This is a genomic window from Leifsonia sp. EB34 (assembly GCF_041260585.1).
Lineage (GTDB): Bacteria > Actinomycetota > Actinomycetes > Actinomycetales > Microbacteriaceae > Leifsonia.
The window spans coordinates 1-25,072 of sequence record NZ_JBGCCV010000003.1 but is presented as its reverse complement, the minus strand read 5'-3'; the positions used below and the strand labels follow the sequence as shown (position 1 = coordinate 25,072).

The window sequence follows — 25,072 nt, the reverse complement described above, 5'->3', positions numbered from 1 at the left end:
TTCCCTTCGGGGTCAGGTGGCGCGGTCGGGTGGTGGGGTCGGGCGGGGGTGTGCTCAGCGGGAGAGGGCGGAGGCGTCGGCCGGCTGCCCGGCCGAGGTCTCCCGGTGCCGCAGCGCGAGCAGCGACACCAGGTCGTAGGCGAGGTGGGAGGCCGCCACCCCGGTCAGCTCGGCGTGGTCGTAGGCGGGGGCGACCTCCACGACGTCCGCGCCGATCAGGTTGAGTCCCACGAAGCCGCGGATGATCTCCAGCAGTTCGCGGCTGGTGACGCCGCCGGCCTCCGGGGTGCCGGTGCCGGGTGCGTGGGCGGGGTCCATGACATCCACGTCGATGGAGATGTAGAGCGGGCGGTCGCCGATCCGGTCGCGGAGCTTGGCGACGACCTCGTCCACGCCCAGCCGGTAGACGTCGGCGCTCGTGACGATGCCGAAGCCGAAGCGGTGGTCGTCGTCGAGGTCCTTCTTGCCGTAGAGCGGGCCGCGGGTGCCGACGTGGCTGAGCGCCTCGGTGTCGAGGATGCCCTCCTCGAACGCCCGGCGGAACGGCGTGCCGTGGGTGAAGGCGGCGCCGAAGTAGGTGTCCCAGGTGTCGAGGTGCGCGTCGAAGTGCAGCAGGGCGACCGGGCCGTGGCGCTCGGCCGCGGCGCGCAGCAGCGGCAGGGAGATGGTGTGGTCGCCGCCGAGGGTGACCAGGCGCGTGCCGTCGGCGGTGAGGTCGTAGGCCGCGGACTGGACGGTCTCGATCGCTTCCGCGATGTCGAACGGGTTGACCGCGATGTCGCCGGCGTCGGCGACCTGGGTCAGTTCGAACGGGGAGACGTCGAGCGCCGGGTTGTAGGGGCGCAACAGGCGGGAGGCCTCCCGGATGTGGTTCGGGCCGAAGCGCGCGCCGGGACGGTAGGAGACGCCGGTGTCGAACGGGACGCCCGCCACGACGATGTCCGCGTGCTCCACCTGGTCGAGCCGCGGCAGCCGGGCGAAGCCGTCGCGGCCGGCGTAGCGGGGCGTGAGCGACGAGTCGATGGGGCCGACGTTCTGCGGCATGCAACCTCCTTGGTGCGTGTCTTGCGTTCAGTGCTGGTTTCCTGTCACGGAACCTTTGTTGCATGAGAGGCTACAACGCCTTTCCCGTCGCCGTCAACGCACTCCCGCGATTCGGCGGCGGACGTCCGCCGACCGGTTACCGTTGTCCCATGCGCCCGATGCCCCTCGAACCCGCCGACCGCCGTGTGGCCATCGGCCCGCGGCTGCGGGCGGCGCGCCGGGCGCAGCAGCTCACGATCGACGAGGTCGCGCAGATCACCGGCCTGACCAAGGGCTTCCTCTCCCGGGTCGAGCGCGACATGACCTCCCCGAGCGTCTCGTCGCTCATCAGCCTCTGCGACGTCCTCTCCATCCCGGTCGGCTCGCTGTTCGAGGAGCCCGACGTGCAGCTCGTCCCCGCGGGCACCGGCGCCAAGGTCAACCTCGGCGGGGTGGACACGGAGGAGCGCCTGCTGTCGCCGCGCTCGGAGTCGCGCGTCCAGGTCATCCGCTCCGTCATCCAGACCGGCGGCCACGGCGGCGAAGAGCTCTACGCGGTGGCCGCGGACGTCGACGTGCTGCACGTCCTCCGCGGTGAGATCGAGGTCCGCTTCTCCGACCGCGAGTGGCGACTCGGGCCCGGCGACAGCCTGACCTTCAGCGGCCACGAGCCGCACAGCTGGCGGGTGCTCACCGACGACGGGGCCGACGTGATCTGGGTGCTGGTGCCGGCGCTCTGGAGCGCGTGACGACAGGCCTCAGGCCTCCGCCGCCCCAGTCTGGTTGAACAGGTAGTAGACGCTCAGCGCCGTGAAACCGACCAGCATCGCCGGGGCGTAGACGACGCCGACGAGGGTCAGCAGCGGGTAGAACACCGTGCCGGCCCCGAACCGACGGAGGTCGGCCCTGCGTTCCCGCGGATCGAGCCTGCCCTGGCGCACCTCGAGCAGGGTGACCCGGCCGAAGAGGAGGGTGAACGCGACAGCGAAGCCGGTCGACACCCCGCCGTAGAGCACCGCCGCGACGCGCACGTCCGCCGCGCTGCCGTCCGCGAGCGCCGCGGACAGCGTCGCCGTCGTGAACGGGATCGCGGTGACGAACATCAGCAGGATGAGGTTCCAGAACAGCAGCAGCCGGTCGACGGCCACCACGAGCCGCAGGACGGAGTGGTGGTTGACCCAGATCACCCCGATGACGAGAAAGCTGACGACGTACGCGGCGAAGGACGGCCACGCCGCCCCGACCTGGGCCAGGAGGCTGGTGCCGTTCCCCGGCACGAGATGGAGGTCGAGGACGAGGAGGGTGATCGCGACCGCGAGCACCCCGTCACTGAACGCCTCGAGCCTTGCCTTCGACACGGTTCCTCCTCGCGCGCTCATCTAAGTCAGCCGGAGGGGCGGCTGTCAACCGATCGGGCGGGAAGGCTGCGCGGGAATTCGCCCCGACTTCCGGGAACATCCCACCGGGATATATAGTTAACGCATATAAATCATCGGCGCACCGACGCGCTTCCCGCTCGGGCGCGCACCTTCCGCCTGGGCCGGCGACCCACGACACCGCATACGAAACGCACGAAGGACTCTCTTGGCCCGCACCGGCATCTTCACCAAGGATCACCCGCACTATCGCTGGGTGGCGCTCTCCAACACCACGCTCGGCATGCTCATGGCGACGATCAACTCGTCGATCGTCATCATTTCGCTGCCCGCCATCTTCACCGGCGTGAAGCTGAACCCGCTCGAGCCGGGCAACGTCTCGTACCTGCTCTGGATGCTGATGGGCTACATGCTCGTCACCGCCGTCCTCGTCGTCATGTTCGGGCGGATGGGCGACCAGTACGGGCGCGTGCGTATCTACAACCTCGGCTTCGTGATCTTCACCCTCGCCGCCATCGCGCTCTGCCTCGACCCGTTCTCCGGCGGCCCGGGCGCCATGTGGCTGATCGCGTGGCGGTTCGTGCAGGGCATCGGCGGCGCCATGCTCTTCGCCAACTCGACGGCGATCCTCACCGACGCGTTCCCGGCCAACAAGCGCGGCTTCGCGCTCGGCCTCAACCAGGTCGCCGCCATCGCAGGCTCGTTCATCGGCCTCATCCTCGGCGGCGTGCTCGCCGAGATCGACTGGCGCGCGGTGTTCTTCGTCTCGGTACCGTTCGGGATCATCGGCACCATCTGGTCCTACAAGTCGCTGCACGAGGTCGGCCAGAAGAACCCGGGCCGCATCGACTGGCTCGGCAACGTCACCTTCGCGATCGGCCTGATCGCGCTCCTCACCGGCATCACCTACGGCATCCAGCCTTACGGCGGCTCGTCGCAGGGCTGGGGCAACCCGTGGGTGCTCGGCTCGATCATCGGCGGCATCCTGCTGCTGGTCGCGTTCGTCGTCGTCGAGCTCAAGGTGCCGTCGCCGATGTTCGACATGCGGCTGTTCAAGATCCGGGCGTTCTCGTCGGGCATCTTCGCGGGGTTCCTGGCGGCGATCGGCCGGGGCGGCCTCCAGTTCATGCTGATCATCTGGCTGCAGGGGATCTGGCTGCCGCTGCACGGCTACAGCTACGAGTCGACACCGCTCTGGGCGGGCATCTACATGCTGCCGATCACGATCGGGTTCCTGATCGCCGGCCCGATCTCCGGCGCGCTCTCCGACCGGTTCGGCTCGCGGGCGTTCGCGACCGTCGGGCTCGTGCTGGTCGCGGTCACCTTCGTCGGCCTCCTGCTCATCCCGGTGAACTTCGAGTACTGGCAGTTCGCGCTGCTGACCGGCCTGAACGGCATCGGCTCCGGCCTGTTCTCGTCGCCCAACCGCACGGCGATCATGAACAGCGTGCCGGCCAACGAACGCGGGTCGGCCTCCGGGATGGCGGGCGTCGCCCTCAACGCCGGAAGCTCGCTCTCCATCGGCATCTTCTTCTCGCTGATGATCGCGGGCCTGTCCGTCGCGCTGCCGACCGCGCTCACCACCGGGCTGACCTCGCACGGCGTTCCGCAGAACGTGGCGGCGCAGATCGGCGCGACCCCGCCGGTCGGCAGCCTGTTCGCGGCGTTCCTCGGCTACAACCCGATCGCGAGCCTGCTCGGGCCGACCGGCCTGCTGCAGTCCCCGCACGTGGACGCGGCGACGCTGACGGGCAAGGAGTTCTTCCCGCAGCTCATCTCCGGACCGTTCCACGACGGCCTCGTGGTGGTGTTCATCGCCGCCGCGGTGATGAGTCTGATCGGCGCCATCGCCTCCTTCCTCGGCGGATCGAAGTATGTTCATGAGGAGGCCGTCGCAGCCGCGCGGCCGGCGCTTGTGGAAGGCGAGGAAGTCGGTGCAGGGCGAGCGTGAGCATTCCGAACGGCCGACGACCGGTGACGACGATGTCGCCGGCCGCCTGGCCCTCGCCGTCGGGCGGCTGAACCGCCGCATCCGCTCGGCCACGGGAGGGCTCAGCCACGGCCAGCTCTCGGCGCTCTCCACGATCGTGCGCCGCGGGCCGCTGCGGCCGAGCGAGATCGCCGCGATCGAGATCGTCGCGGCGCCCACGATCACGCGCGTGGTCTCCGACCTGGAGGCGAAAGGGCTGGTGACGCGCAACCCCGACCCGGCCGACGGCCGCTCGTTCTTCGTGACCGGCACGCAGGCCGGGAACGACCTGCTGCTCGCGGCGCGGTCCGACCGGGCGCGCGCCGTCGCCGCGATCCTCGCGGAACTGGCGCCGGAGGACGTGGAGGCCCTGCGCGCCGCCCTCCCCGCGCTGGAGGAGGCCGCGCACAACGCGCGCCCGGCCTCCTGACAGCGCGGCCGTTCGACGAGGGTCGGGTCAGGTGCGCGGTGGGCGGCGACGGTCGCGCGGCGGGCGCCGGGCGGCGACCACGGGGTGCGCGCCCGTATAGCCCTCGCGGGCCTGCGCGATCGCCAGGATGCGCGACCGCTGCGCGTACCAGCCCAGGATCAGCAGCGGGATGATGATGACCAGCGACGCGACCGTGAACGTCCCGGTCGGGTAGTCGAACGCCATCAGCACGATCACCGACGCCAGGAAGGCCAGCGTCAGGTAGGCCGTGAACGGCGCCCCGAACAGCCGGAACGACGGCCGGGCGAGCTTGCCCTGCAGCGACCACTTCCGCAGCTGCATCTGGCAGAGGATGATCATCGCCCAGCTCGTGACGATGCCGAGCGAGGCCACGTTCAGCACGATGTTGAACGCCTCCGCCGGCACGATCAGGTTGAGGAAGACGCCGAGGATGCCGATCGCCGCGGTCAGCAGGATGCCGCCGTACGGCACGCCGCGCGTGTTCATCCGCGCCGTGAACGCGGGCGCCGCGCCGGTCTGCGCCATCGAGTGCAGGATGCGGCCGGTCGAGTACATCCCGGCGTTCAGGCTCGACAGCGCCGCCGTGAGCACGACGAAGTTCATCACCGAGCCGACGATCGCGCTGAGCTGCGGGCCGCCGAGGTGGCTGAAGAACGTGACGAACGGGCTCTCGTTGCCGCTGTAGGCGCTCGCCGGGAGCAGCAGTGCGAGCAGCAGCACCGAGCCGCAGTAGAACACCGCGATCCGGAACACCACGCTGTTGATCGCGCGCGGCATGATCTTCTCCGGGTTCTCGGTCTCGCCCGCCGCGATGCCGACCAGCTCGACGCCGGCGTACGCGAAGACGACGCCCTGCACGAGCACGATCGCCATCCCGATCGTGGCGACGCCGTGCGGGAGCAGCCAGCCGTTCTGCGCCAGCATCGCGACACCGGTCGGGCCGACGTCGGTCGGCCAGCCGGCGGCGAGCACGATGATGCCGACGACGAGGAAGGCCACCAGCGCTCCCACCTTGATGATCGCGAACCAGAACTCCATCTCGCCGAACACCTTCACCGAGATGAGGTTGAGGCTGACGACGACCACGAGTGCGATCAGCGCGAGCAGCCACTGCGGCACCGACGTGAACAGCTGCCAGTACTTGACGTAGAGGGCGACGGCGGTGGAGTCCACGATCGCGGTCATCGCCCAGTTGAGGAAGTACATCCAGCCGGCGACGTAGGCCATCTTCTCGCCGTAGAACTCGCGCGCGTACGACACGAACGAGCCCGACGACGGCCGGTGCAGCACCAGCTCGCCGAGCGCGCGCAGCACCAGGAACGCGAAGAAACCGCAGACGGCGTAGACGAGGACGAGCAGCGGGCCGCCCTGCTGGAGCCGGCCGCCCGCGCCGAGGAAGAGGCCGGTGCCGATGGCGCCGCCGATGGCGATCATCTGGAGCTGCCGCGACGACAGCGCCTTGTGGTAGCCCTCCTGCTCGCTGGAGAAGTCCTGCACCGCCTGGGAGACGTCGCCCAGGTGCTCGCGGCGGTTCTCCAGATCGTCGGCGGGGTCGTGCTGTGGTGTGCTCATCGGCGCCTCCCTGGTCCGGCGTCCCACAGTACCCGGTGCTTTCGGCGCGGATGCAATCGCCGAGGGGGACGTGGACGCTCTCATCCACGGGTTTCAGCGGCGGCTGCGTGCCCTCGGGCGGTGGAGGTCAGGCGATGGCGAGGAGGGCGGCGGCGGTGATGGCGAGGACCAGCCCGACCCACTGCACGGGGGCGATCCGCTCACGCAGGACGACCGCCGCGAGCACGATCGTGCCGGCGGGGTAGAGCGCAACGAGCACCGACATCGTGGTCAGGTCGCCCGCCCGCAGCCCGAGCAGGATGAGCACGTTGGCGGAGGCGTCGAGCAGCCCGGAGCCGAGCCCGAGCAGCAGTCCGCGCCGGGTGAGCCTCCGGGTGACGCCGCGCGCGGCCAGGACGCCGATGATCGTCCACATGATCGCCGCGTTGACCGTGCGGTTGGCGACCAGCGGCACGAGGCCGGAGTCGGCCGGGGTCTGGTTCAGCATGATGAGGAAGACGCCGATCAGCGCGCCCGCGGCGACGGCCATCCCGAGCGCGCGGGGGCTGGGGCGCACGGCGCCGCGCTCCGGGACGAAGCCGACCAGCACGACCGCGACCAGCGCGAGTCCGAGCGCGACGTAGCCGATCGGGGCGAACCTGTCGCCCCCGGCGAGGCCCCAGACCATCGGCACGACCGCGGACACCAGCGCGGTCAGCGGCGAGAGGATGCTCATCGGCCCGATCGCGAGGCACGCGTAGAGCAGCGCGATCGCGAGCGCGCCGACCGCTCCGGAGGCCGCGCCCCAGCCGAGCGCGGCAGGCGACCAGACGCCGCCGGCGAAGGGCAGTGCGGCGAGGAGGAGCGCGAGGCCGCCGGCGGCGCCGAGGGCGGTGGTGCGCAGCGGGCCGATCGCGCGCGCGGCGAGGCCCCCGACGAAGTCGGCCGAGCCGTAGACGAGAGCGCTGACCAGGCCGAGGATCGCGGCCGACATCAGGCCGGGGCCGGTGCGATGCGTACGCCCGCGGTGCGGTGGGCCGGGGTGCTGTGGGCCGGGGTGCTGTGCGGCGCGGTGCTGTGGGCTTCGGGGTGCGTCCGCATGGGCCGATCGTACCGGAGGGCCCCGACGCACCCGGTTCGTCCTCCACGACCGCAGCGCCTTCGCGTGTTCTCCACAGATTCGCGACCCGGGCTCGGCGGTCGGCGGCGGTCGTTACGATCGAGGGATGAGCTGGAACACGTGGGAGCCCGACGACCGGGAGGCGCCGCCCTTCGACGAGCCGCCGTTCGACGTGGAGCCCCCGCTGCCCGACTTCGGCGACGACCCGTACGCGGACGTGCCGTTCTCGGGCGCGCCGCCGGCGGCTTCTGCGGAGGGTCCGTCCGCCGTCGCCGCACCGCGGGCCCCGCAGGCGACGCCGGCGCGCTTCGCTACTCCGGCCGAGGCGCTGCGCACCGTGTTCGGCTACGACTCCTTCCGCGGCCAGCAGGCCGAGATCATCGACCGGGTGGTGGCGGGCGGCGATGCCGTCGTGCTCATGCCGACCGGCGGCGGCAAGTCGCTGTGCTACCAGATCCCGTCGCTGGTGCGCGAAGGCACCGGCGTCGTCGTCTCGCCGCTCATCGCCCTCATGCAGGACCAGGTGGACGCGCTGCTCGCGGTCGGCGTCCGCGCGGCCTTCCTCAACTCGACCCAGGACTCCGGTCAGCGCGCTGCGGTCGAGCGCGCCTACCTCGCGGGGGAGCTCGACATCCTCTACGTCGCGCCGGAGCGGCTCTCGAGCGAGGCGACCAAGCGTTTCCTGGAGCGCGGCCGGGTGGCGCTCTTCGCGATCGACGAGGCGCATTGTGTGTCCCAGTGGGGCCACGACTTCCGTCCCGACTACCTGGCGCTCTCCGAGCTGGCCGAGCGCTGGCCGGACGTCCCGCGCATCGCCCTCACCGCGACCGCGACCGAGGCGACCCACCGCGAGCTCACCGAGCGGCTGCGCCTCCAGGACGCCGAGCATTTCGTCTCCGATTTCGACCGACCCAACATCCAGTACCGCATCGTGCCGAAGGTGGAGGTCCGCAAGCAGCTTCTCGACTTCATCACCGGGGAGCACCCCGGCGAGGCCGGCATCGTCTACGCGCTGTCCCGCAACTCGGTGGAGCGCACGGCCGAGTTCCTCGCCGGCCGCGGCCTCACCGCGCTGCCGTACCATGCCGGCCTCGACGCCCAGACGCGGGCGCGCACCCAGTCGCGGTTCCTGCGGGAGGACGGCGTAATCGTCGTCGCGACCATCGCGTTCGGCATGGGCATCGACAAGCCGGACGTGCGGTTCGTCGCCCACATCGACCTCCCGAAGTCGGTCGAGGGGTACTACCAGGAGACCGGCCGCGCCGGCCGAGACGGCCTCCCGTCCACCACCTGGCTGGCCTACGGGCTGCAGGACGTCGTGCAGCAGCGCCGCATGATCGACGAGTCCCCCGGCGACCTCGCGCACCGCCGCCGCCTCACCCAGCACCTCGACGCGATGCTCGCCCTGTGCGAGACCGTGCAGTGCCGCCGAATGAACCTGCTCAACTACTTCGGCCAGCGCGCGACGCCCTGCGGCAACTGCGACACCTGCCTCACCCCGCCCGAGACCTGGGACGGCACCGTCCCCGCACAGAAGCTGCTGTCGACCGTCGTGCGCCTGCAGCGCGAGCGCAACCAGCGCTTCGGCGCCGGCCACCTCATCGACATCCTGCGCGCCAAGCGCACCCCGCGCGTCGACCAGTACGGCCACGACCGGCTGTCCACCTGGGGCGTCGGCGACGACCTGGGCGAGAGCCAGTGGCGCGGCGTCGTCCGCCAGCTCATCGCCCAGGAGCTGCTGAAGCCCGAAGGCGAGTACGGCGTCCTCACGCTGACCCCTGCGAGCGCCGAGGTGCTGTCCGGCGGGCGGCAGGTGGTCCTGCGCCGCGAGCCCGAGCGGGCGCCCCGTTCGTCGCGGAGCAGCCGCGCCGCCTCGGCTCCCGCCGACCTGGCCCCTGCCGACGCCGGCCTCTTCGAAGCCCTGCGCGCCTGGCGCGCGGGCGAGGCGAAGACCCAGGGCGTCCCCGCCTACATCGTCTTCGGCGACGCCACCCTCCGTGCCGTAGCCACCGCCCGCCCCTCGTCGCTCGCCGACCTCGACGGCATCAGCGGCATCGGCGCCAAGAAGAAGGAGACGTACGGGGAGGCGCTGCTGGAGGTGGTGGCGGGGGAGGGGTAGTGGTGAGTGCCGGCTAGCCCAAGGCTCCCACCTCGTACTCCAGCGCCACCTGCCCACCCGGGTGGATGCTCGACGACACCAGTCGCAGCGGCGTCACCGGCAGCGCCTCCGGCACCACGCCGCGTCCGCCGCCAACGACGCTCGGCAGGATCCGCAGCCGCAGCACATCCACCTCGCCGGCCAGGAACGCCGCGTCCGCCAATCGCAGGCTGCCCCACACGATGATCTCGCCGGGGTACGCGGCCTTCAGCCGGCGCAGCGACTCCACGACGTCGCCGCGCTCGACGGTCGCCGGCGCGAGGTCGCCCCACGGCGCCGCGTCCAGGCCGTTGCTGAGCACGTGCTTCGGGAGGCGGTTGATCAGCCCGGCGATCGGGTCCTCCTCCTCGGAGGCCGTCGGCCAGTACGACGCGAACATGCGGTACGTGTTCGCCCCGAGCACGATCGCGGACAGGCCCGCGAGCCTCCGGAGCTGCTCCCGGTCGGCCTCGCCGCCGGTCGACTGCGGCGTCAGGAAGCTCATGCCACCGTCGGCGTCCGCCGCCTTCCCGTCCGCCGACACGATCTGCTCCACGATGAGCCGCGCCATCCCGTCCCCCTTCGACGCTCCGGACGCCGCCACCGTAGGTCCCACCTAACGGCAGCGTCAAGGAGCCCGCATCGTCGGCGTTGACGGAGGAGCAATACCGACCCCCGGCCGGCATCCCGCTGAACCCCTACCGTCCATCGAGATGCGAAATAGGCTGAACTCATGGGACATCGTGGCACCTGGGTCTTGGATCCCATCACGCAGGTCGAGTTGTGGGCCCCAGAGGGCTGTGATCCTGGAAGCGCGATCCGGCGAGCTCAGCTCCAGCGGGACGGGGCGCTGATTTCGGTTCGACTCCTCCCCGAGCACGGAGTTTCGTGGCCGATCTGGCAGCGCGAAGTCGGGCTCCTCGATGAGAACTCGCTGCCGTTGAGTCCCGCGCTGAATGCCGCGCTGCGCGAGTGGTCCCTGTTCTGGGCGACCCACCTGAGTATGGACGGCGAGTGGTCGTCTGCCGACAACCGGGACTGGTGGTTCCGGCGAGCGCGCGAGCTGGAAGACGCGTTGGAGATCGAACTCTGGGAGGTCGCGGTCATTGAGCGCGGGTTCCCGGTTGACGACGAGGGTGGCGGAGGCGCCTGAGGCTCGGCGCCTCCGCCCGACGTGCTTATGGCTCTGTATTCCTCAGCAGGTGGTGCCGGATTGAGGGAACGATGTGATGAGGCGATCACTGTCGTTTGCCCACGCGGATCGAACTCGGAAGGAGTAGACGACCTGGCTGGGGTTGTTCTTCTTTGCGAAGAAGATCTCGGTGACTCCGCAGGTCGTTGTTGTTGACGGGGCTGACGCGGCGATACTCGGGCCACATGACGGCGCTCGCCGTCGCCCCCGACATCAAGTCGTCCCAGGACTCGACACCTTGCGCCGCTGAATCGCACCCAGCTGCGCGCGCAGCATTCAGCTTGGCTTGCCAGTCGGCCTCCTTGCCGGCTCGGATGTGCTTGTAGCCCCATCCGCTGTTTTCATCTCCCGTTCCACACTTCAGGCGGACGTCTTTGCCCTGGCCGTCCCACCACGAGGTGTAGAGGGCGAAGGTGTCATCTTGGTGGTTGAGAGAGAAGCATCCGAACCACTGATCCCACCCGATGAGTCGACTGGAGATCGCGCCGCCGCTGGGATCCGTTGTCTCGGTGAGGTGCAGAGCACTGTCTGAGAAAGTCGAGTCGACTTCCACAAGCTCCCCGTCGACTTTGACGAACGCTGCGACCGCAGCTCTGTCGGGATCGAGTTCTCCCGCCCATGCGGGCGACGCCCAGAGCACACTGGCGAGCAGTGCCACGCAACCAGTCAAGACGGTCGCGCGCTTCCATCGCGTTTTCATTGAATTTCTCTCCCTTGAGTCGGTGAAACGCTGCATGCGCAACATCACAGCCACTATGGCAAACTCCGCAAAGAGAGCGATCGAGGAGGATGAATCACCCGCCGGTCCACTCACGGCAAAAACCAAGCACTACTCGGTTTATGATCGGAACCGTCAACCCATGACGCCCGAAGGAGTGCGAATGCCCGACACGACCGCCACCGACACGACCGCCACCGACCCCACCACCACCGCGACGCCCGCCGCCGCCCTCCCCGTCGACCCCCGCTTCCGCGACGCCAGCCTCCCGCTCGATGAGCGCGTCGAGATCCTGCTCGGCCAGATGACGTTGGAGGAGAAGGCCGGCCTGTTCTTCCAGACCATGATCACCATCGGTGAGGGCGGGACGGTCGCCGGGCCGAATCCGCTGTTCGGGATCGCGGACAGCGCCGAGATGATCCGTGACCGGCACATGACCCACTTCAACGTGTTCGGCGCCGCCGCCTCGGCCGCCGAGATGGCCGAGTGGCACAACCGTGTCCAGGAGGTCGCGGCGAGCACGCGCCTCGGCATCCCGGTCACGCTCTCCACCGACCCGCGGCATTCGTTCAGCGACAATCCGGGCGCGGCGATCATGGCCGGGCCGTTCTCGCAGTGGCCGGAGACGCTCGGCCTCGCGGCGATCGGGGACGAGCAGCTCGTGGAGCGCTTCGCGGACATCGCCCGGCAGGAGTACACCGCGGTCGGTATCCGGGTCGCCCTGCACCCGCAGATCGACCTCGCGACCGAGCCCCGCTGGGCGCGCCAGGTGGCCACCTTCGGCGAGGACCCCGACCTCACCTCGCGCCTCGGTGCGGCGTACATCCGCGGCTTCCAGGGCGCCGAGCTCGGCCCGGACTCGGTTGCGACGATGACCAAGCACTTCCCCGGCGGCGGCCCGCAGAAGGACGGCGAGGACCCGCACTTCCCGTACGGCCGCGAGCAGGTCTACCCGGGCGGCGCGTTCGAGACGCACCTCAAGCCGTTCGAGGCGGCCTTCGAGGCCGGCACCAGCCAGATCATGCCGTACTACGGGATGCCGGTCGGCACCGAGTACGAGGAGGTCGGCTTCGGCTTCAACAAGTCCGTCGTCACCGGCCTGCTGCGCGAGCGCTACGGCTTCGACGGGATCGTCTGCACCGACTGGGGACTGCTCTCGGACGCCGAGATCGCGGGCCAGCCGTTTCCGGCCCGCGCGTGGGGCGTCGAGCACCTCAGCACGCGGGAGCGGATGGCGAAGGTCCTGGATGCCGGCGCCGACCAGTTCGGCGGGGAGGCCATCCCGGGCCTCCTCGTCGACCTGGTGCGCAGCGGCGAGCTGCCGGAGGAGCGCCTCGACGTCTCGGCCCGGCGCCTCCTGCGCGAGAAGTTCCGGCTCGGGCTGTTCGACGCGCCGCTGGTCGACCCGGCGCGCGCGGCGGAGGTCGTCGGCAACGCGGAGTTCGTGGCGGCGGGGGAGGCGGCGCAGCGCGCGTCTGTCACCCTCCTGAAGAACGAGGGCATCCTTCCGCTGAGCCGGGGCGCGAAGGTTTTCGTGCACGGCTTCGACCCGGAGGTGGTCGCCGGCTACGCGACCGTCGTCGCCACCCCGCAGGAGGCCGAGGTGGCGCTGGTGCGCCTGCACGCGCCGTACGAGCAGCGCGCGACGGTATTCGAGAACTTCTTCCACGCGGGCTCGCTCGACTTCCCGCAGGAGACCGTGGACGAGGTCCTCGCCATCGCCCGCGCGGTGCCGACGGTGCTGGAGGTGTTCCTCGACCGTCCGGCCATCCTCACGCCGTTCGCGGCCGAGGTGCGCGCCATCGCGGCCGACTTCGGCGCGAGCTCCGCGGCCCTGCTCGACGTGCTGTTCGGGGAGGCCGCGCCGCAGGGGCGCCTCCCGATGGACCTGCCGTCGTCGATGGCCGCGGTGGTCGAGAACCGCCCGGACGTCCCCTTCGACACGGCCGACCCGCTCTACCGCTTCGGCCACGGCCTGGGCTACTAGCGCTCAGCATCTTCCGAGCGTTGCCCCTGGTCGCCCGCGGATCGCAGGCGTACAGTGCCCTTTCCGTGGGGCGATCAGGGAATCTTTCGTCCCCGCCCACGGTTATGTCAGGTGGCATAATTTCGCGACGATCTCGAAGGAGGGATGAAATGGCACGGAGGATCGAAGAACTCGAGGACGAGACCGGCGCAATCATCAAGTACAAGCGGCACATCAACGGCAAGGGGCTGGTGTCCCCGACGGCTCGCGTGGCCGACTCGGCCCGCATCGAGCCGACCGCCTACGTGGAGGCCGACGCCCGCGTCGGGCTGGACGCCTACATCGGCGCCGGAAGCTGGATCGACTCGGGCGCGACGGTCGGCGACCGCACCTTCGTCGGCGCCAACGTCCACATCGGCAAGGGCTGCGTCATCGGCAGCGGCGCGCGCATCGGCAGCAACGTGAAGGTGGGCGAGAACGCCATGATCGGCAACGGCGCCCGCGTCGACCGCGACGAGCAGATCGCGGCAGGCACCGTGATCGAGCTGCACGGGGCGAGCGCCGCGCGCGCGGCCCTCGCCGCCATGCCGCGCGAGGCGCGCCCGACCCGCCGGGCGGCCTGAGCGGTTACCGGCTTCCGGTCGCTCTTGTCCATACCCGATGACGTTCGGGACGGCGTTTTGGAGCATCCCACAAACGGCCCGCGGACCTCGCGGGCCGTTTTTGTCGCCTCCGCACCGACGGTTTCTCCTTGTCGCCGCCCGGTCGTAGCGTGACGATGACCCCGAGACATCGAAGAGGAAACTCATGGTTGATACCGCCGAGCGCGCACCCGAGAAGTCCAACGCAGTGAAGTCCAACGCAGTGAAGTCCGACGCCGTGAAGTCCGGCACCCCGGTCGTGGATGCCGCCGCGAGCGAAGCCGCGGCCGCCGCTGCCGCCACCGCCCCCGCCGGCGCCACGCCGCGCGTCGACGTGGAGGCGCTGGGCCGCCAGCTCCTGGGCACCTGGGCCGAGGTCCGGCTGGCGTCGCGGGAGCTCTCCTCGCGACCCGAGATGCAGAAGGTCGAGGGCCTCTCCGTCGCCGACCACCGCAAGCGCGTCTTCGGGCAGCTCAAGCTGCTGGTCGAGAACGGCCAGGTGCACCGCGCCTTCCCGAAGGTGGTCGGCGGCCTGGAGGACAACGGCGGCAACATCGCCGCGTTCGAGGAGCTCGTCGCGGCCGACCCGTCGCTGCAGATCAAGTCGGGCGTGCAGTGGGGACTGTTCGGCGCCGCCGTGCTGCACCTCGGCACCGAGCACCACCACACCACCTACCTGCCGGGGATCATGTCGCTCGACGTGCCCGGCGCGTTCGCGATGACCGAGACCGGGCACGGCTCCGACGTCGCCGCGATCGCGACCACCGCCACCTACGACCCGGAGTCGCAGGAGTTCGTCCTCGACACCCCGTTCCGCGGCGCCTGGAAGGACTACCTCGGCAACGCCGCGGTCGACGCCACCGCCGCTGTCGTGTTCGCGCAGCTCGTGACGAAGGGCGTCAACCACGGCGTTCACGCCTTCTACGTGCCGATCCGCGACGCGAACGGCGACTTCCTGCCGGGCATCGGCGGCGAGGACGACGGCCAGAAGGGCGGCCTCAACGGCATCGACAACGGGAGGCTGCACTTCACCGGCGTGCGCATCCCGCGCACCGACCTCCTCAACCGCTACGGCGACGTCGCCGAGGACGGCACCTACTCCTCGCCCATCGCGAGCCCGGGCCGGCGCTTCTTCACGATGCTCGGCACGCTCGTCCAGGGCCGCGTCTCGCTCGACGGCTCCGCGATCATCGCCTCCAAGATCGGCCTGAAGATCGCGCTCACCTACGGCGACCAGCGCCGCCAGTTCACCGCGGGCAGCGACACCGACGAGGAGGTCGTGCTCGACTACCAGCGCCACCAGCGCCGCCTGCTGCCGCTGCTGGCGACCACGTACGCGGGGAGCTTCGCCCACGAGGTGTTCCTGCACAAGTTCGACGACGTGTTCAGCGGCAAGACCGACACCGACGCCGACCGGCAGGACCTGGAGACCATCGCGGCGGCCCTCAAGCCGCTCAGCACCTGGCACGCGCTGGAGATGCTCCAGGAGGCGCGCGAGGCGTGCGGCGGCGCGGGCTTCCTCACCGAGAACCGGATCACTTCGCTGCGCCAGGACCTCGACATCTGGGTGACCTTCGAGGGCGACAACAACGTCCTCCTGCAGCTCGTCGCCAAGCGGCTGCTGACCGACTTCAGCCGCAAGTTCGCCAAGGCCGACGCCGGGGCGCTCGCGCGCTACGTGGTCGTGCAGGCGGCAGGGAAGGCGTACCACGGCAGTGGGCTCCGCAGCGTCGGCCAGACCGTGCGCGACTTCGGCTCGACGGCCCGCGCGGTCAACTGGCTGCAGGAGTCCGCGACCCAGCGCGAACTGCTCACCGACCGCGTCGAGACGATGATCTCGGAGATCGGCGGACGACTGCGCCCGGCCTCCAAGCTCGGCAAGAAGGCCGCGGCCGACCTGTTCAACTCGCAGCAGAACGAGCTGATCGAGGCCGCCCGCGCCCACGGCGAGCTGCTGCAGTGGGAGGCGTTCACCGAGGCGCTGGAGCAGGCGCCGGACGCCGGTACCAAGCAGGTGCTGACCTGGCTGCGCGACCTGTTCGGCTTCGGGCTGATCGAGAAGCACCTGGCCTGGTACCTCATCCACGGCCGCCTGTCTCCGCAGCGCGCGCAGGCCGTCTCGGCGTACATCGACCGGCTGCTCACCCGCATCCGTCCGCACGCCGTCGATCTGGTGGATGCTTTCGGCTACGGTCCGGAGCTGGTGCGCGCGAAGATCGCGAGCGGCGCCGAGGCCGAGCGCCAGGCGGAGGCGCGCGCCTACTACGCCGAGCGCCGCGCCGACGGCACGCTGCCGACGCCCGAGAAGGCGCCGAGCAAGCACCGCTGACGAACGACCTGACAGAACACGCCGTCTCGCGAACCCGCGAGGCGGCGTGTTCTGTCAGGTCGTGCTGTTCTGCCGGCCGTCAGAGCAGGCCCAGCGCGCGCACGGCGTCGCGCTCGGCCACGAGCTCGGCGACGGAGGCGTCGATGCGCTCGCGCGAGAAGGAGTCGATCGCGAGGCCCTGAACGATCTCCCAGCGGCCGTCGACGGACCGCACCGGGAACGACGAGATGAGGCCCTCCGGTACGCCGTAGGAGCCGTCCGAGACGACCGCGGCGGAGGTCCAGCGCTCGCCGGTGCCGTCCACCCAGTCGCGCACGTGGTCGATGGCGGCGCTCGCCGCAGAGGCCGCCGACGACGAGCCGCGCACCGCGATGATTTCGGCGCCGCGCTTCGCCACGCGCGGGATGTACTCGTCCGCGAGCCAGCGCTCGTCGACGAGTTCCGTGGCGGGGCGGCCGTTCACGGTCGCGTGGCTGAGGTCCGGGTACTGGCTGGCCGAGTGGTTGCCCCACACGATGACGCCCTCGATCGCCGCGACCGTCACGCCGAGCTTGGCCGCGAGCTGCGCGACCGCGCGGTTGTGGTCCAGCCGGGTCATCGCGGTGAAGCGCTCGGCGGGGATGTCGGGGGCGTGCGCGCTGGCGATGAGCGCGTTGGTGTTGGCGGGGTTGCCCACCACGAGCACGCGGAGGTCGTCGGCGGCGACGGCGTTCAGGGCGGCGCCCTGCGGGCCGAAGATGCCGCCGTTCGCTTCCAGGAGGTCGGCGCGCTCCATCCCGGCGGTGCGCGGCCGGGCGCCGACGAGGAGGGCGACGCTCGCCCCGTCGAAGGCAGCGCGCGGGTCGTCGGACACGTCGACCCCGTGCAGCAGCGGGAAGGCGCCGTCCTGCAGCTCCAGCGCCGTGCCCTCCGCCGCGCCGTGCCCGGCCGGGATCTCCAGCAGCCGCAGCCGCACCGGCACGTCCCGCCCGAGCAGCTGCCCGGAGGCGATGCGGAAGAGCAGGGCGTAGCCGATCTGTCCACCGGCGCCGGTGACGGCGACGGTCACGGGGGTGCTCATGCCGTGAGCCTAGCCCTGTCGGTAACGGAGGACATCCGCCCATCGGGATGGCCGAATGGCGGGTAACGGAGGAGATTCGGGCAGGTCCGGGGCCGGAGTCCTCCGTTGTGCGCGTGTGCGCACGGGGGCTCGGGGCCGCGCGGCGTGAGGGGGGAGGGGCAGTGGGCCGCTACAGTCGCACCATGCGCACTCTCTACCCGGAGATCGAGCCGTACGACAGCGGGATGCTGGACGTCGGCGATGGCCAGCAGGTGTACTGGGAGACCAGCGGCAACCCCGAGGGCAAGCCGGTGGTGTTCCTGCACGGCGGCCCCGGCGGCGGCAGCACGCCCTCCCACCGCCGGCTGTTCGACCCGGAGCGGTACCGGATCGTCCTGCTCGACCAGCGCAACTGCGGTCGCAGCCTCCCGCACGCGAGCGACCCGGACGCCGACCTGTCGGCGAACACCACCTGGCATCTCGTCTCCGACCTGGAGAAGCTGCGCGAGCACCTGGACGTCGAGCGCTGGCAGGTGTTCGGCGGCTCGTGGGGCAGCGCGCTGGCGCTGGCGTACGCCGAGACGCATCCCGAGCGCGTGAGCGAACTGATCGTGCGCGGCATCTTCACGCTGCGCCCGGCCGAGCTGGACTGGTTCTACGAGGGCGGCGCTGCGGCGCTGTTCCCCGACCTGTGGGAGGACTTCGTGGCTCCGGTGCCGCCGGAGGAGCGCGGCCATCTGATCCGTGCGTACAGCCGCCTGCTCGCCGACGAGGACCCGGCCGTGCACGGTCCGGCCGCCGTCGCCTGGTCGCGGTGGGAGTCCTCGACGATCACTCTGCTGCCCCGGCCGGAGGTCGTTGCCACATTCACCGAGGAGAAGTACGCGGTCGCCTTCGCGCGCATCGAGAACCACTACTTCATGAACGGCGGCTGGTTCGAGGAGGACCAGCTCATCCGCGACGCGCACAAGCTGGAGGGCATCCCCGGCGTCATCGTGCAGGGCCGTTACGACGTGTGCACCCCCGCGATGACGGCGTGGGACCTGCACCGGGCGTGGCCGGAGGCGGAGCTGACCATCGTCCCGGACGCCGGGCACGCGTACGACGAGCCGGGGATCCTGGACGCGCTGATCGAGGCGACCGACCGGTTCGCGGGCGGAGAGCCGGCCGGAGACGCGGCGGACGAGGAGACCGCGGACGAAGAAGCCCCGAGCGAAGAGGGCCCGAACGAAGAGGGCACAGACGACGAGGAGTAGCCCGCTCAGCCCGCGAGGGCCGCGAGCGCCTTCCTGAGCTGCGTCGAGGAGGTCGTCACCGTGTACGGGAAGTACACGACCTCCACCCCGACCGCGGCGAACTCCCGCTCCAGCCGCAGGCCCTTCTCGGTGCCGCGCCAGTCGTCGCCCTTGAAGAACACGTCGAAGTGTAGCTCCCGCCACATGTCGAGCTTGTCCGGGACGGTCTCGGCGACCGCCTCGTCCACGTAGGCGATGTGGCGCACGATCTCGATCCGCTCCGCGAGCGGGATGACCGGGTCGACGCCCTTGGTGAGCCGCAGCATCTCGTCGGAGACCACTCCTGCGATCAGATAGTCGCACTGGCTCTTGGCGTGCTTGAGGATGTTGAGGTGTCCGATGTGGAACAGGTCGAACCCTCCTGCGGCATAGCCGACGCGCATCGTCACTTCGGGCGGCCCCCTTCGGGTGAGGTATTCTCACCTATTCTGCACAAAAACTGAGAAGTTGTCACTAGAAGTTCACGAGGGGGTGGGTGCGCGCTCGCCGTGTCACCCGAATGGGGTGCGAATCGAGGGATGTTAGTTGAGAGTTTCTCAACTAGACTCCTGGGCACGGCCCGACCGCCGCAGGGAACCCGAACCCGAACCTGGTTCCACGCTGTCCGGCCACGGCCGACGACGTCGGGAAGGGGGAGGGATGAGCACCAGCGACAGCACCGCGTCGTACGGCGACATCGTGCGCCGCCTCGCCGGCGCGCAGAAGGTCACGCTGCCGGGCTCCCCGCCCTACTCCATCTACGTGAACCGCAAGGCCGGCCGCCTGATCGCCGCCTGGGCGTACCGCGCGGGGCTGACGCCGAACGCGGTGACCGCGATCTCCGCTGCCCTGACCTTCGCGGGCATCCTGTGCATCGCGCTCATCCCGCCCGCAGCGTGGAGCGGCCTGCTGGTCTGGCTGCTGCTGGCGCTGGGCTACGCGTTCGACTCGGCGGACGGGCAGGTCGCCCGGCTGCGCGGCGGCGGATCGCCCGCCGGCGAGTGGCTCGACCACGTCGTGGACGCCGCGAAGCTGTCCAGCCTCCACATCGCGGTCGCGATCGCGATGTTCCGCTGGTTCGCACTGCCGCCGGGATGGCTGCTGCTCCCTCTTCTCTATGCGATCGTCTCCGCGGTCACGTTCTTCGGCATGATCCTCAACGACCTGCTGCGCGACGCGCGCGGCGGCCGCAAGCGCGACGTCGGCACGCGGTCGCTGGCGCACACGATCCTGATCCTGCCCACCGACTACGGGATCCTCTGTCTCGTGTTCCTGCTGCTCGGCTGGCCGCTGCTGTTCACGATCGCCTACGGCCTCTTCTTCATCGCGAACCTCGGAGCTCTCGCCTTCGCGCTTCCGCGCTGGTTCTCGCAGATGAAGCAACTCGGAAAGGAAGTCCGATGACCTCGCACGACGAGAAGGAGCCCCCGCAGGGCCCCGCGCGGATGAAGCCGCGGAACATCGCCCTGATCGCTGCCGGCGCCGTGGTCGTGCTCGGCCTCGCGGCCGTGGGGGTCTGGTGGGGCGTGGCGAACGGGCCGGCATCGTCGCCGGTGGCCGCCGACGGCGCTCACACGTCGTCCGCCGCGTCCGCGCCCGGTGCGTCCTCCGCGCCTGGCGCGTCCTCCACTCCGGGCGCTCCGGCCTCGGGCGCGCCCGGGAGCGGGGCGCCCGGCTCCACGAACGCGCCGGGCACCGTCCCCGGAGCGGCGGGCGCCGCCCTTCCGCAGCGTCAGCCGGTCGCGCTGGAGTCCACCGCGGCCGTCGTCAAGGGCGTGACCGTCGCGATGACCAAGCTGGAGTCGGTCAAGGGCCAGGCCCAGGGGGTCGGCGAGATCGCCGGGCCCGCGATCCGGTTCACGCTGGACTTCACCAACAACGGGAGTGCCGCCTACTCGACCCAGGGCGTCGTCGTGAACGTCTACTACGGCAAGGACAACACGCCGGCGCTGCCACTGAGCGGTCCGGGCGGGAAGACCCTCGCCGCGAGCGTGGCCGCGGGCGCCTCGGCGTCCGCCACCTACATCTTCACCGTGCCGGAGGACCAGCGTGGGTCCGTCATCGTCACGGTGGACTATCAGGCGGGTGCGCCCGCCATCGCCTTCCAAGGCGCCGCCCCGAAGTGACGGGCCGCCCCCCAATACGGGGGGCGAGCGCTCCACTCCACTCGATGCTGAGCTAAGCTCAGCGCCAGAAAACTGAGAAATTGTCGAGAAAGCCCCCGAACACCCCGAACGACATTTCTCCTCACAACCCGAACACAGGATGAAATCGTGACTGCATCGCACGAACCTCCCGCCAGGAGCGGGACCTCACCGGAGCCGGTGGATCGACCGCGCCGGAGCAGAGCGCTCCGCGCCGCGGCGGTCGGCCTCATCGCCGCAGTCGCGACGATCGCGGCCTCCCTCGTCGTCACCCAGCCCGCGCTGGCCGACACCGCGCCACCGCCCGGCGTCCCCGCGACCGTGAGCGCCGACCCGCTGCCGACCGTCCAGATGGACGGCGTGGCCTGGGTCGAGCAGGTCGTGGGCAACACCGTATACGTGGGCGGCCAGTTCGCGAACGCGCGGCCCGCGGGCGCGGCAGCGGGGACCAACCTCACCCCGCGCGCCAACATGCTCGCCTTCGATCTGACCACCGGCGCGTTGAACACGTCGTTCAACCCCGGGCCGAACGCGCAGGTCAAGGCGATGGCGGTCTCCCCCGACGGCACGCGACTCTACGTCGGCGGCTCGTTCACGACCATCGGCGGTGCGACCCGGTACCGGCTCGCGGCGTTCAACACCGCGACGGGCGCGCTCATCTCGACCTTCGTCCCGGTCATCAACGCCACGGTCAACGGCATCGTCGCCACGAACAGCACGGTCTACGCCGTCGGCGCGTTCTCGTCCGCCGGCAACCAGGCACGCACCTACGCCGCGGCGTTCTCGGCGAGCAACGGCGCGCTCCTGCCGTGGGCGCCGACGGTCGCGGGCGGCACGGCGCAGCACGTGGTGATCTCGCCCGACGGCTCGAAGGTCGTCATCGGCGGCAACTTCACCTCGGTCAACGGGTCGTCCAACCCGGGCTACGGTCTCGCCGCGCTCACGCCGGACACCGCGACCATGCTGCCCTGGAACATCAACAACCTCATCCGCAACGGCGGAACGCAGGCGGCGATCGAGAGCCTGCACGCCGACGCGTCCGGCCTCTACGGGTCGGGCTACGTCTTCGGCTCCGGCGGCAACCTCGAGGGCTCCTTCCGCGCAGACTGGACGAACGGCGACCTGGTCTGGGTCGAGGACTGCCACGGCGACACCTACGACGTGACCGTCCTGCAAGGCGTCGAGTACGTGGTCGGCCACCCGCACTACTGCGGCAACGACGGCGGCTTCCCGCAGACCAGCCCGACGTGGACCTTCCACCGCGGCCTGGCCTTCACCACGGACGTCCGCGGCACCATCACGACCGACCCGTACGGCTACTACAATTTCGCGGGCAACCCGCGTCCCGACCTGCTGAACTGGTACCCCGACATCAACGTCGGCAGCTACACCGGGCAGAGCCAGGGACCGTGGAGCAACGAGTCCTCCGGCAACTACCTGATCCTCGGCGGCGAGTTCACGCAGGTGCAGGGCAAGGGCCAACAGGGCCTGGTGCGGTACGCCATGCCGTCGATCGCCCCGCTGAAGATCGGACCGCAGATCCCCGCGGCCTCCTACACCCCGAACGTGATCTCCCTCACCTCGGGCACGGCGCGCATCTCGTTCAAGACGAACTGGGACCCGGACAACGAGACCCTGACGTACGACGTGATCCGCGGGCAGGCCACCGGTCACCCGATCTACACGACCCAGGTGACGACGCCGTTCTGGCAACCCAAATCCCTCGTCTTCACCGATACCGGGCAGACACCCGGGTCGACGCAGACGTACCGGATCAGGGCGACGGACCCCAACGGCAACTCGGTGATGGGCCCCTCGGTCTCGGTGACGATCGCCAGCTCCGGCTCGATGACTCCGTACGCCTCCAACGTGCTGAGCAACAGTCCTGAGTACTACTGGCCGCTCAACGAGAGCTCCGGCAGCACGGCCTACGACTGGGCGAACGGGAACGACGCGACGCTGAACCCGGGAGTCACCCGCTCCGGCACCGGTCCGCTGAACCCGGACAGCACGACGGCGGCGTCCTTCGACGGCCAGGGCGACGGGTTCTACCCCGCACCCTCCAACGAGGACGGTCCGAACACGTTCACAGCACAGGCCTGGATCAAGACCACCACCACACAGGGCGGCAAGATCCTCGGCTTCGGCAACCAGTCGACGGGCAACTCGGGCAGCTACGACCGGCACATCTACATGGCCAACAACGGTCAGGTGTACTTCGGCGTGTACCCGGGCAGCGTGCAGACGCTGAACACCCCGACCGCGCTGAACGACGGCCAGTGGCACCAGATCACGGCGACCCTCGGCAGCGGAGGCATGGTCCTCTACGTCGACGGCAAGCGTGTGGCCTCCCGGACCGACATCACGTCGGCCCAGGGCTACAACGGCTACTGGCGGGTCGGCGGCGACAACCTGAACGGGTGGACCAACCAGCCGTCGAGCAGCTACTTCGGTGGCAGCATCGGCCAGGTGGCCATCTACCCGACGGTGCTCACCCGCACGCAGGTCTCGGCCTCGTACCAGGCGGCCGGCTACACCATGAACATCCCGCCGGCTCCGGCCGACGCGTATGGTGCAGCCGTCTACCAGAGCGATCCCGACCTGTACTGGCGGCTGGCCGACACCGGGGCGACCGCGGCCGACTCCGGCCAGTACGGCCAGACCGGCACCTACCAGGGCGGCTACACGCACAACCAGGCCGGCGTGCTGAGCGGGGTGGCCAACGCGGCGACGTCGTTCGACGGCAACAACGGAGTGCTCGTGAGCAACACCCAGGTGTCGAACCCGACCACCTACTCGCTGGAGGGCTGGTTCAAGACGACCACGACCTCCGGCGGCAAGCTGATCGGGTTCGGCGACCAGCCGAGCGGGCTGTCGAGCAACTACGACAGGCACATCTACATGCAGAACGACGGTCGCATCGTCTTCGGCGTGTGGACCGGCCAGACCAACACCATCACCTCGCCCAACCCGTTGAACGACGGCAACTGGCACTACGTGGTGGCGACGCAGGCCTCGGACGGCATGGTGCTGTACGTGGACGGCGCACAGGTCGGCACGAACCCGCAGACCCAGGCGCAGGGCTACAACGGCTACTGGCGCGTGGGAGGTGACAACACCTGGGGCTCGAGCAGCGCGTACTTCAACGGCACGATGGACGAAGTCGCCGTCTACTCGACGGAGCTCTCGGCGGCGACAGTGGCCAACCACTACTCGCTGGGGACGAGCGGCACGCCCGCGAACAAGCCGCCGACGGCGTCCTTCACGGCGTCCTCGTCGGGGCTGATCGCCTCGGTGGACGGCTCCGCGTCGAGCGACCCGGACGGCACGATCGCCGGGTATGCGTGGAACTGGGGCGACGGGTCGACCTCGACCGGCGCCACCGCCAGCCACACGTACGCGACGGCCGGGACCTACACGGTCACGCTGACGGTCACCGACAACGCGGGAGCGACGGGGACGTCGTCCCAGTCGGTCACGGTCGCGCCCGTCCCGAACCAGCCGCCGACGTCGTCCTTCACGGTGACGCCGACCAACCTCTCGGTCAGCACCGACGCCTCGGCGTCGACCGACCCGGACGGGACCATCGTCGGCTACGCCTGGAACTGGGGTGACGGCTCGACCGGCACCGGGGTCACCGCGACGCACACGTACGCGGCCGGCGGGACCTACACGATCACACTGACCACGACGGACAACAGCGGCGCCTCGACCAGCTCGACGAAGCAGGTGACGGTCACTGCGCCGAACCAGCCTCCGACGGCGGCGTTCACGTCGACCGCCAATGGACTGGCGGTGAGCGTGGACGGGACGAGCTCCAGCGACCCGGACGGCACGATCGCGTCGTACGCGTGGAACTTCGGTGACGGCTCGACCGGCACCGGGGCGACGGCGTCGCACACCTACGCGGCGGCCGGGACGTACACGATCGCGCTGACCGTCACCGACAACCAGTCGGCGACGGGCACCACGTCGAAGCAGGTGACGGTCGCGAAGGCGAACGTCGCTCCGACGGCGGCGTTCACGACGTCCGCCACCGGGCTGGCCGTGAGCGTGGACGGGACGAGCTCCAGCGACCCGGACGGCACGATCGCGTCGTACGCGTGGAACTTCGGTGACGGCTCGACCGGCACCGGGGCGAC

20 protein-coding genes are annotated in these 25,072 nt (G+C 70.3%); 12 read left to right on the top strand and 8 right to left on the bottom strand.

Translation table 11 applies throughout. The features are described from left to right. Positions 1-54: 54 nt before the first annotated feature. Positions 55-1,044, bottom strand: coding sequence for an agmatinase (gene speB, locus ABIA36_RS17235; protein WP_369963797.1), 990 nt, complete (start codon positions 1,042-1,044; stop codon positions 55-57). A 149-nt stretch (positions 1,045-1,193) separates the two neighbouring features. Between speB and ABIA36_RS17230 the strand changes: the two genes are divergently transcribed. Then, a complete protein-coding gene (locus ABIA36_RS17230; protein WP_369963796.1) occupies positions 1,194-1,772 on the top strand; it encodes a helix-turn-helix domain-containing protein in 579 nt (192 codons plus the stop codon). Between the two features lie 9 nt (positions 1,773-1,781). Here ABIA36_RS17230 and ABIA36_RS17225 read toward each other — a convergent pair whose 3' ends face one another. Then, the gene (locus ABIA36_RS17225) at positions 1,782-2,381 is read right to left on the bottom strand and encodes a TMEM175 family protein (protein ID WP_369963795.1); all 600 of its coding nucleotides are present in this window, start codon (positions 2,379-2,381) and stop codon (positions 1,782-1,784) included. Between the two features lie 226 nt (positions 2,382-2,607). On the opposite strand from ABIA36_RS17225, the gene ABIA36_RS17220 reads away from it, so the two are divergent. Together ABIA36_RS17220 and ABIA36_RS17215 are read left to right on the top strand one after the other, a co-directional pair. Beyond that, positions 2,608-4,350 carry an MFS transporter gene (locus tag ABIA36_RS17220; protein WP_369963794.1) on the top strand — a complete coding sequence of 581 codons (1,743 nt, stop codon included), beginning with the start codon at positions 2,608-2,610 and terminating at the stop codon, positions 4,348-4,350. Continuing rightward, complete coding sequence (locus ABIA36_RS17215; RefSeq protein ID WP_369963793.1) at positions 4,334-4,798, top strand: MarR family winged helix-turn-helix transcriptional regulator; 465 nt, start codon at positions 4,334-4,336, stop codon at positions 4,796-4,798. The genes ABIA36_RS17220 and ABIA36_RS17215 overlap by 17 nt, the downstream gene beginning before the upstream one ends. 27 nt (positions 4,799-4,825) lie before the next feature. Here the strand turns inward: ABIA36_RS17215 and ABIA36_RS17210 are convergent, their stop codons facing one another. Both ABIA36_RS17210 and ABIA36_RS17205 read right to left on the bottom strand, forming a co-directional pair. Continuing rightward, a complete protein-coding gene (locus ABIA36_RS17210) occupies positions 4,826-6,391 on the bottom strand; it encodes an amino acid permease (protein WP_369963792.1) in 1,566 nt (521 codons plus the stop codon). Between the two features lie 127 nt (positions 6,392-6,518). Continuing rightward, positions 6,519-7,364 (bottom strand): EamA family transporter, encoded by an 846-nt coding sequence (locus ABIA36_RS17205; protein ID WP_369963791.1) that lies wholly within the window; start codon positions 7,362-7,364, stop codon positions 6,519-6,521. Positions 7,365-7,596: 232 nt separating this feature from the next. On the opposite strand from ABIA36_RS17205, the gene recQ reads away from it, so the two are divergent. Then, entirely contained in the window at positions 7,597-9,609 is a 2,013-nt protein-coding gene (recQ, locus tag ABIA36_RS17200; RefSeq protein ID WP_369963790.1) for a DNA helicase RecQ, read from the top strand. Positions 9,610-9,622: 13 nt separating this feature from the next. On the opposite strand, the gene ABIA36_RS17195 is transcribed toward recQ, so the two are convergent. Next, on the bottom strand, positions 9,623-10,198 hold the full coding sequence (locus ABIA36_RS17195; protein WP_369963789.1) for a dihydrofolate reductase family protein: 576 nt from the start codon (positions 10,196-10,198) through the stop codon (positions 9,623-9,625). A 162-nt stretch (positions 10,199-10,360) separates the two neighbouring features. Between ABIA36_RS17195 and ABIA36_RS17190 the strand changes: the two genes are divergently transcribed. Further along, the gene (locus ABIA36_RS17190; RefSeq protein WP_369963788.1) at positions 10,361-10,780 is read left to right on the top strand and encodes a hypothetical protein; all 420 of its coding nucleotides are present in this window, start codon (positions 10,361-10,363) and stop codon (positions 10,778-10,780) included. 85 nt (positions 10,781-10,865) lie between these two features. On the opposite strand, the gene ABIA36_RS17185 is transcribed toward ABIA36_RS17190, so the two are convergent. Then, positions 10,866-11,477 (bottom strand): hypothetical protein, encoded by a 612-nt coding sequence (locus ABIA36_RS17185; RefSeq protein ID WP_369963787.1) that lies wholly within the window; start codon positions 11,475-11,477, stop codon positions 10,866-10,868. A 223-nt stretch (positions 11,478-11,700) separates the two neighbouring features. Between ABIA36_RS17185 and ABIA36_RS17180 the strand changes: the two genes are divergently transcribed. The 3 genes from ABIA36_RS17180 to ABIA36_RS17170 all read left to right on the top strand — a co-directional run bounded on the left by ABIA36_RS17180 (position 11,701) and on the right by ABIA36_RS17170 (position 16,473). Then, on the top strand, positions 11,701-13,524 hold the full coding sequence (locus ABIA36_RS17180; protein ID WP_369963786.1) for a glycoside hydrolase family 3 protein: 1,824 nt from the start codon (positions 11,701-11,703) through the stop codon (positions 13,522-13,524). A gap of 149 nt (positions 13,525-13,673) precedes the next feature. Beyond that, the gene (locus ABIA36_RS17175) at positions 13,674-14,126 is read left to right on the top strand and encodes a DapH/DapD/GlmU-related protein (RefSeq protein ID WP_369963785.1); all 453 of its coding nucleotides are present in this window, start codon (positions 13,674-13,676) and stop codon (positions 14,124-14,126) included. A gap of 184 nt (positions 14,127-14,310) precedes the next feature. After that, entirely contained in the window at positions 14,311-16,473 is a 2,163-nt protein-coding gene (locus tag ABIA36_RS17170) for an acyl-CoA dehydrogenase (protein ID WP_369963784.1), read from the top strand. Between the two features lie 79 nt (positions 16,474-16,552). On the opposite strand, the gene ABIA36_RS17165 is transcribed toward ABIA36_RS17170, so the two are convergent. Continuing rightward, on the bottom strand, positions 16,553-17,533 hold the full coding sequence (locus tag ABIA36_RS17165) for a malate dehydrogenase (RefSeq protein WP_369963783.1): 981 nt from the start codon (positions 17,531-17,533) through the stop codon (positions 16,553-16,555). 182 nt (positions 17,534-17,715) lie between these two features. Between ABIA36_RS17165 and pip the strand changes: the two genes are divergently transcribed. Beyond that, entirely contained in the window at positions 17,716-18,768 is a 1,053-nt protein-coding gene (gene pip, locus ABIA36_RS17160) for a prolyl aminopeptidase (protein WP_369963782.1), read from the top strand. A gap of 5 nt (positions 18,769-18,773) precedes the next feature. Here pip and ABIA36_RS17155 read toward each other — a convergent pair whose 3' ends face one another. Beyond that, complete coding sequence (locus ABIA36_RS17155; protein ID WP_369963781.1) at positions 18,774-19,196, bottom strand: adenylyltransferase/cytidyltransferase family protein; 423 nt, start codon at positions 19,194-19,196, stop codon at positions 18,774-18,776. A gap of 250 nt (positions 19,197-19,446) precedes the next feature. Between ABIA36_RS17155 and ABIA36_RS17150 the strand changes: the two genes are divergently transcribed. The 3 genes from ABIA36_RS17150 to ABIA36_RS17140 form a co-directional block, all read left to right on the top strand. After that, positions 19,447-20,190: a CDP-alcohol phosphatidyltransferase family protein gene (locus ABIA36_RS17150; protein WP_369963780.1), complete on the top strand. Its 744-nt coding sequence runs from the start codon at positions 19,447-19,449 to the stop codon at positions 20,188-20,190. After that, positions 20,187-20,912 (top strand): hypothetical protein, encoded by a 726-nt coding sequence (locus ABIA36_RS17145; protein ID WP_369963779.1) that lies wholly within the window; start codon positions 20,187-20,189, stop codon positions 20,910-20,912. The genes ABIA36_RS17150 and ABIA36_RS17145 overlap by 4 nt, the downstream gene beginning before the upstream one ends. Before the next feature lie 147 nt (positions 20,913-21,059). Then, a partial coding sequence (locus tag ABIA36_RS17140) for a PKD domain-containing protein (RefSeq protein WP_369963778.1) occupies positions 21,060-25,072 on the top strand: 4,013 nt, incomplete at its 3' end.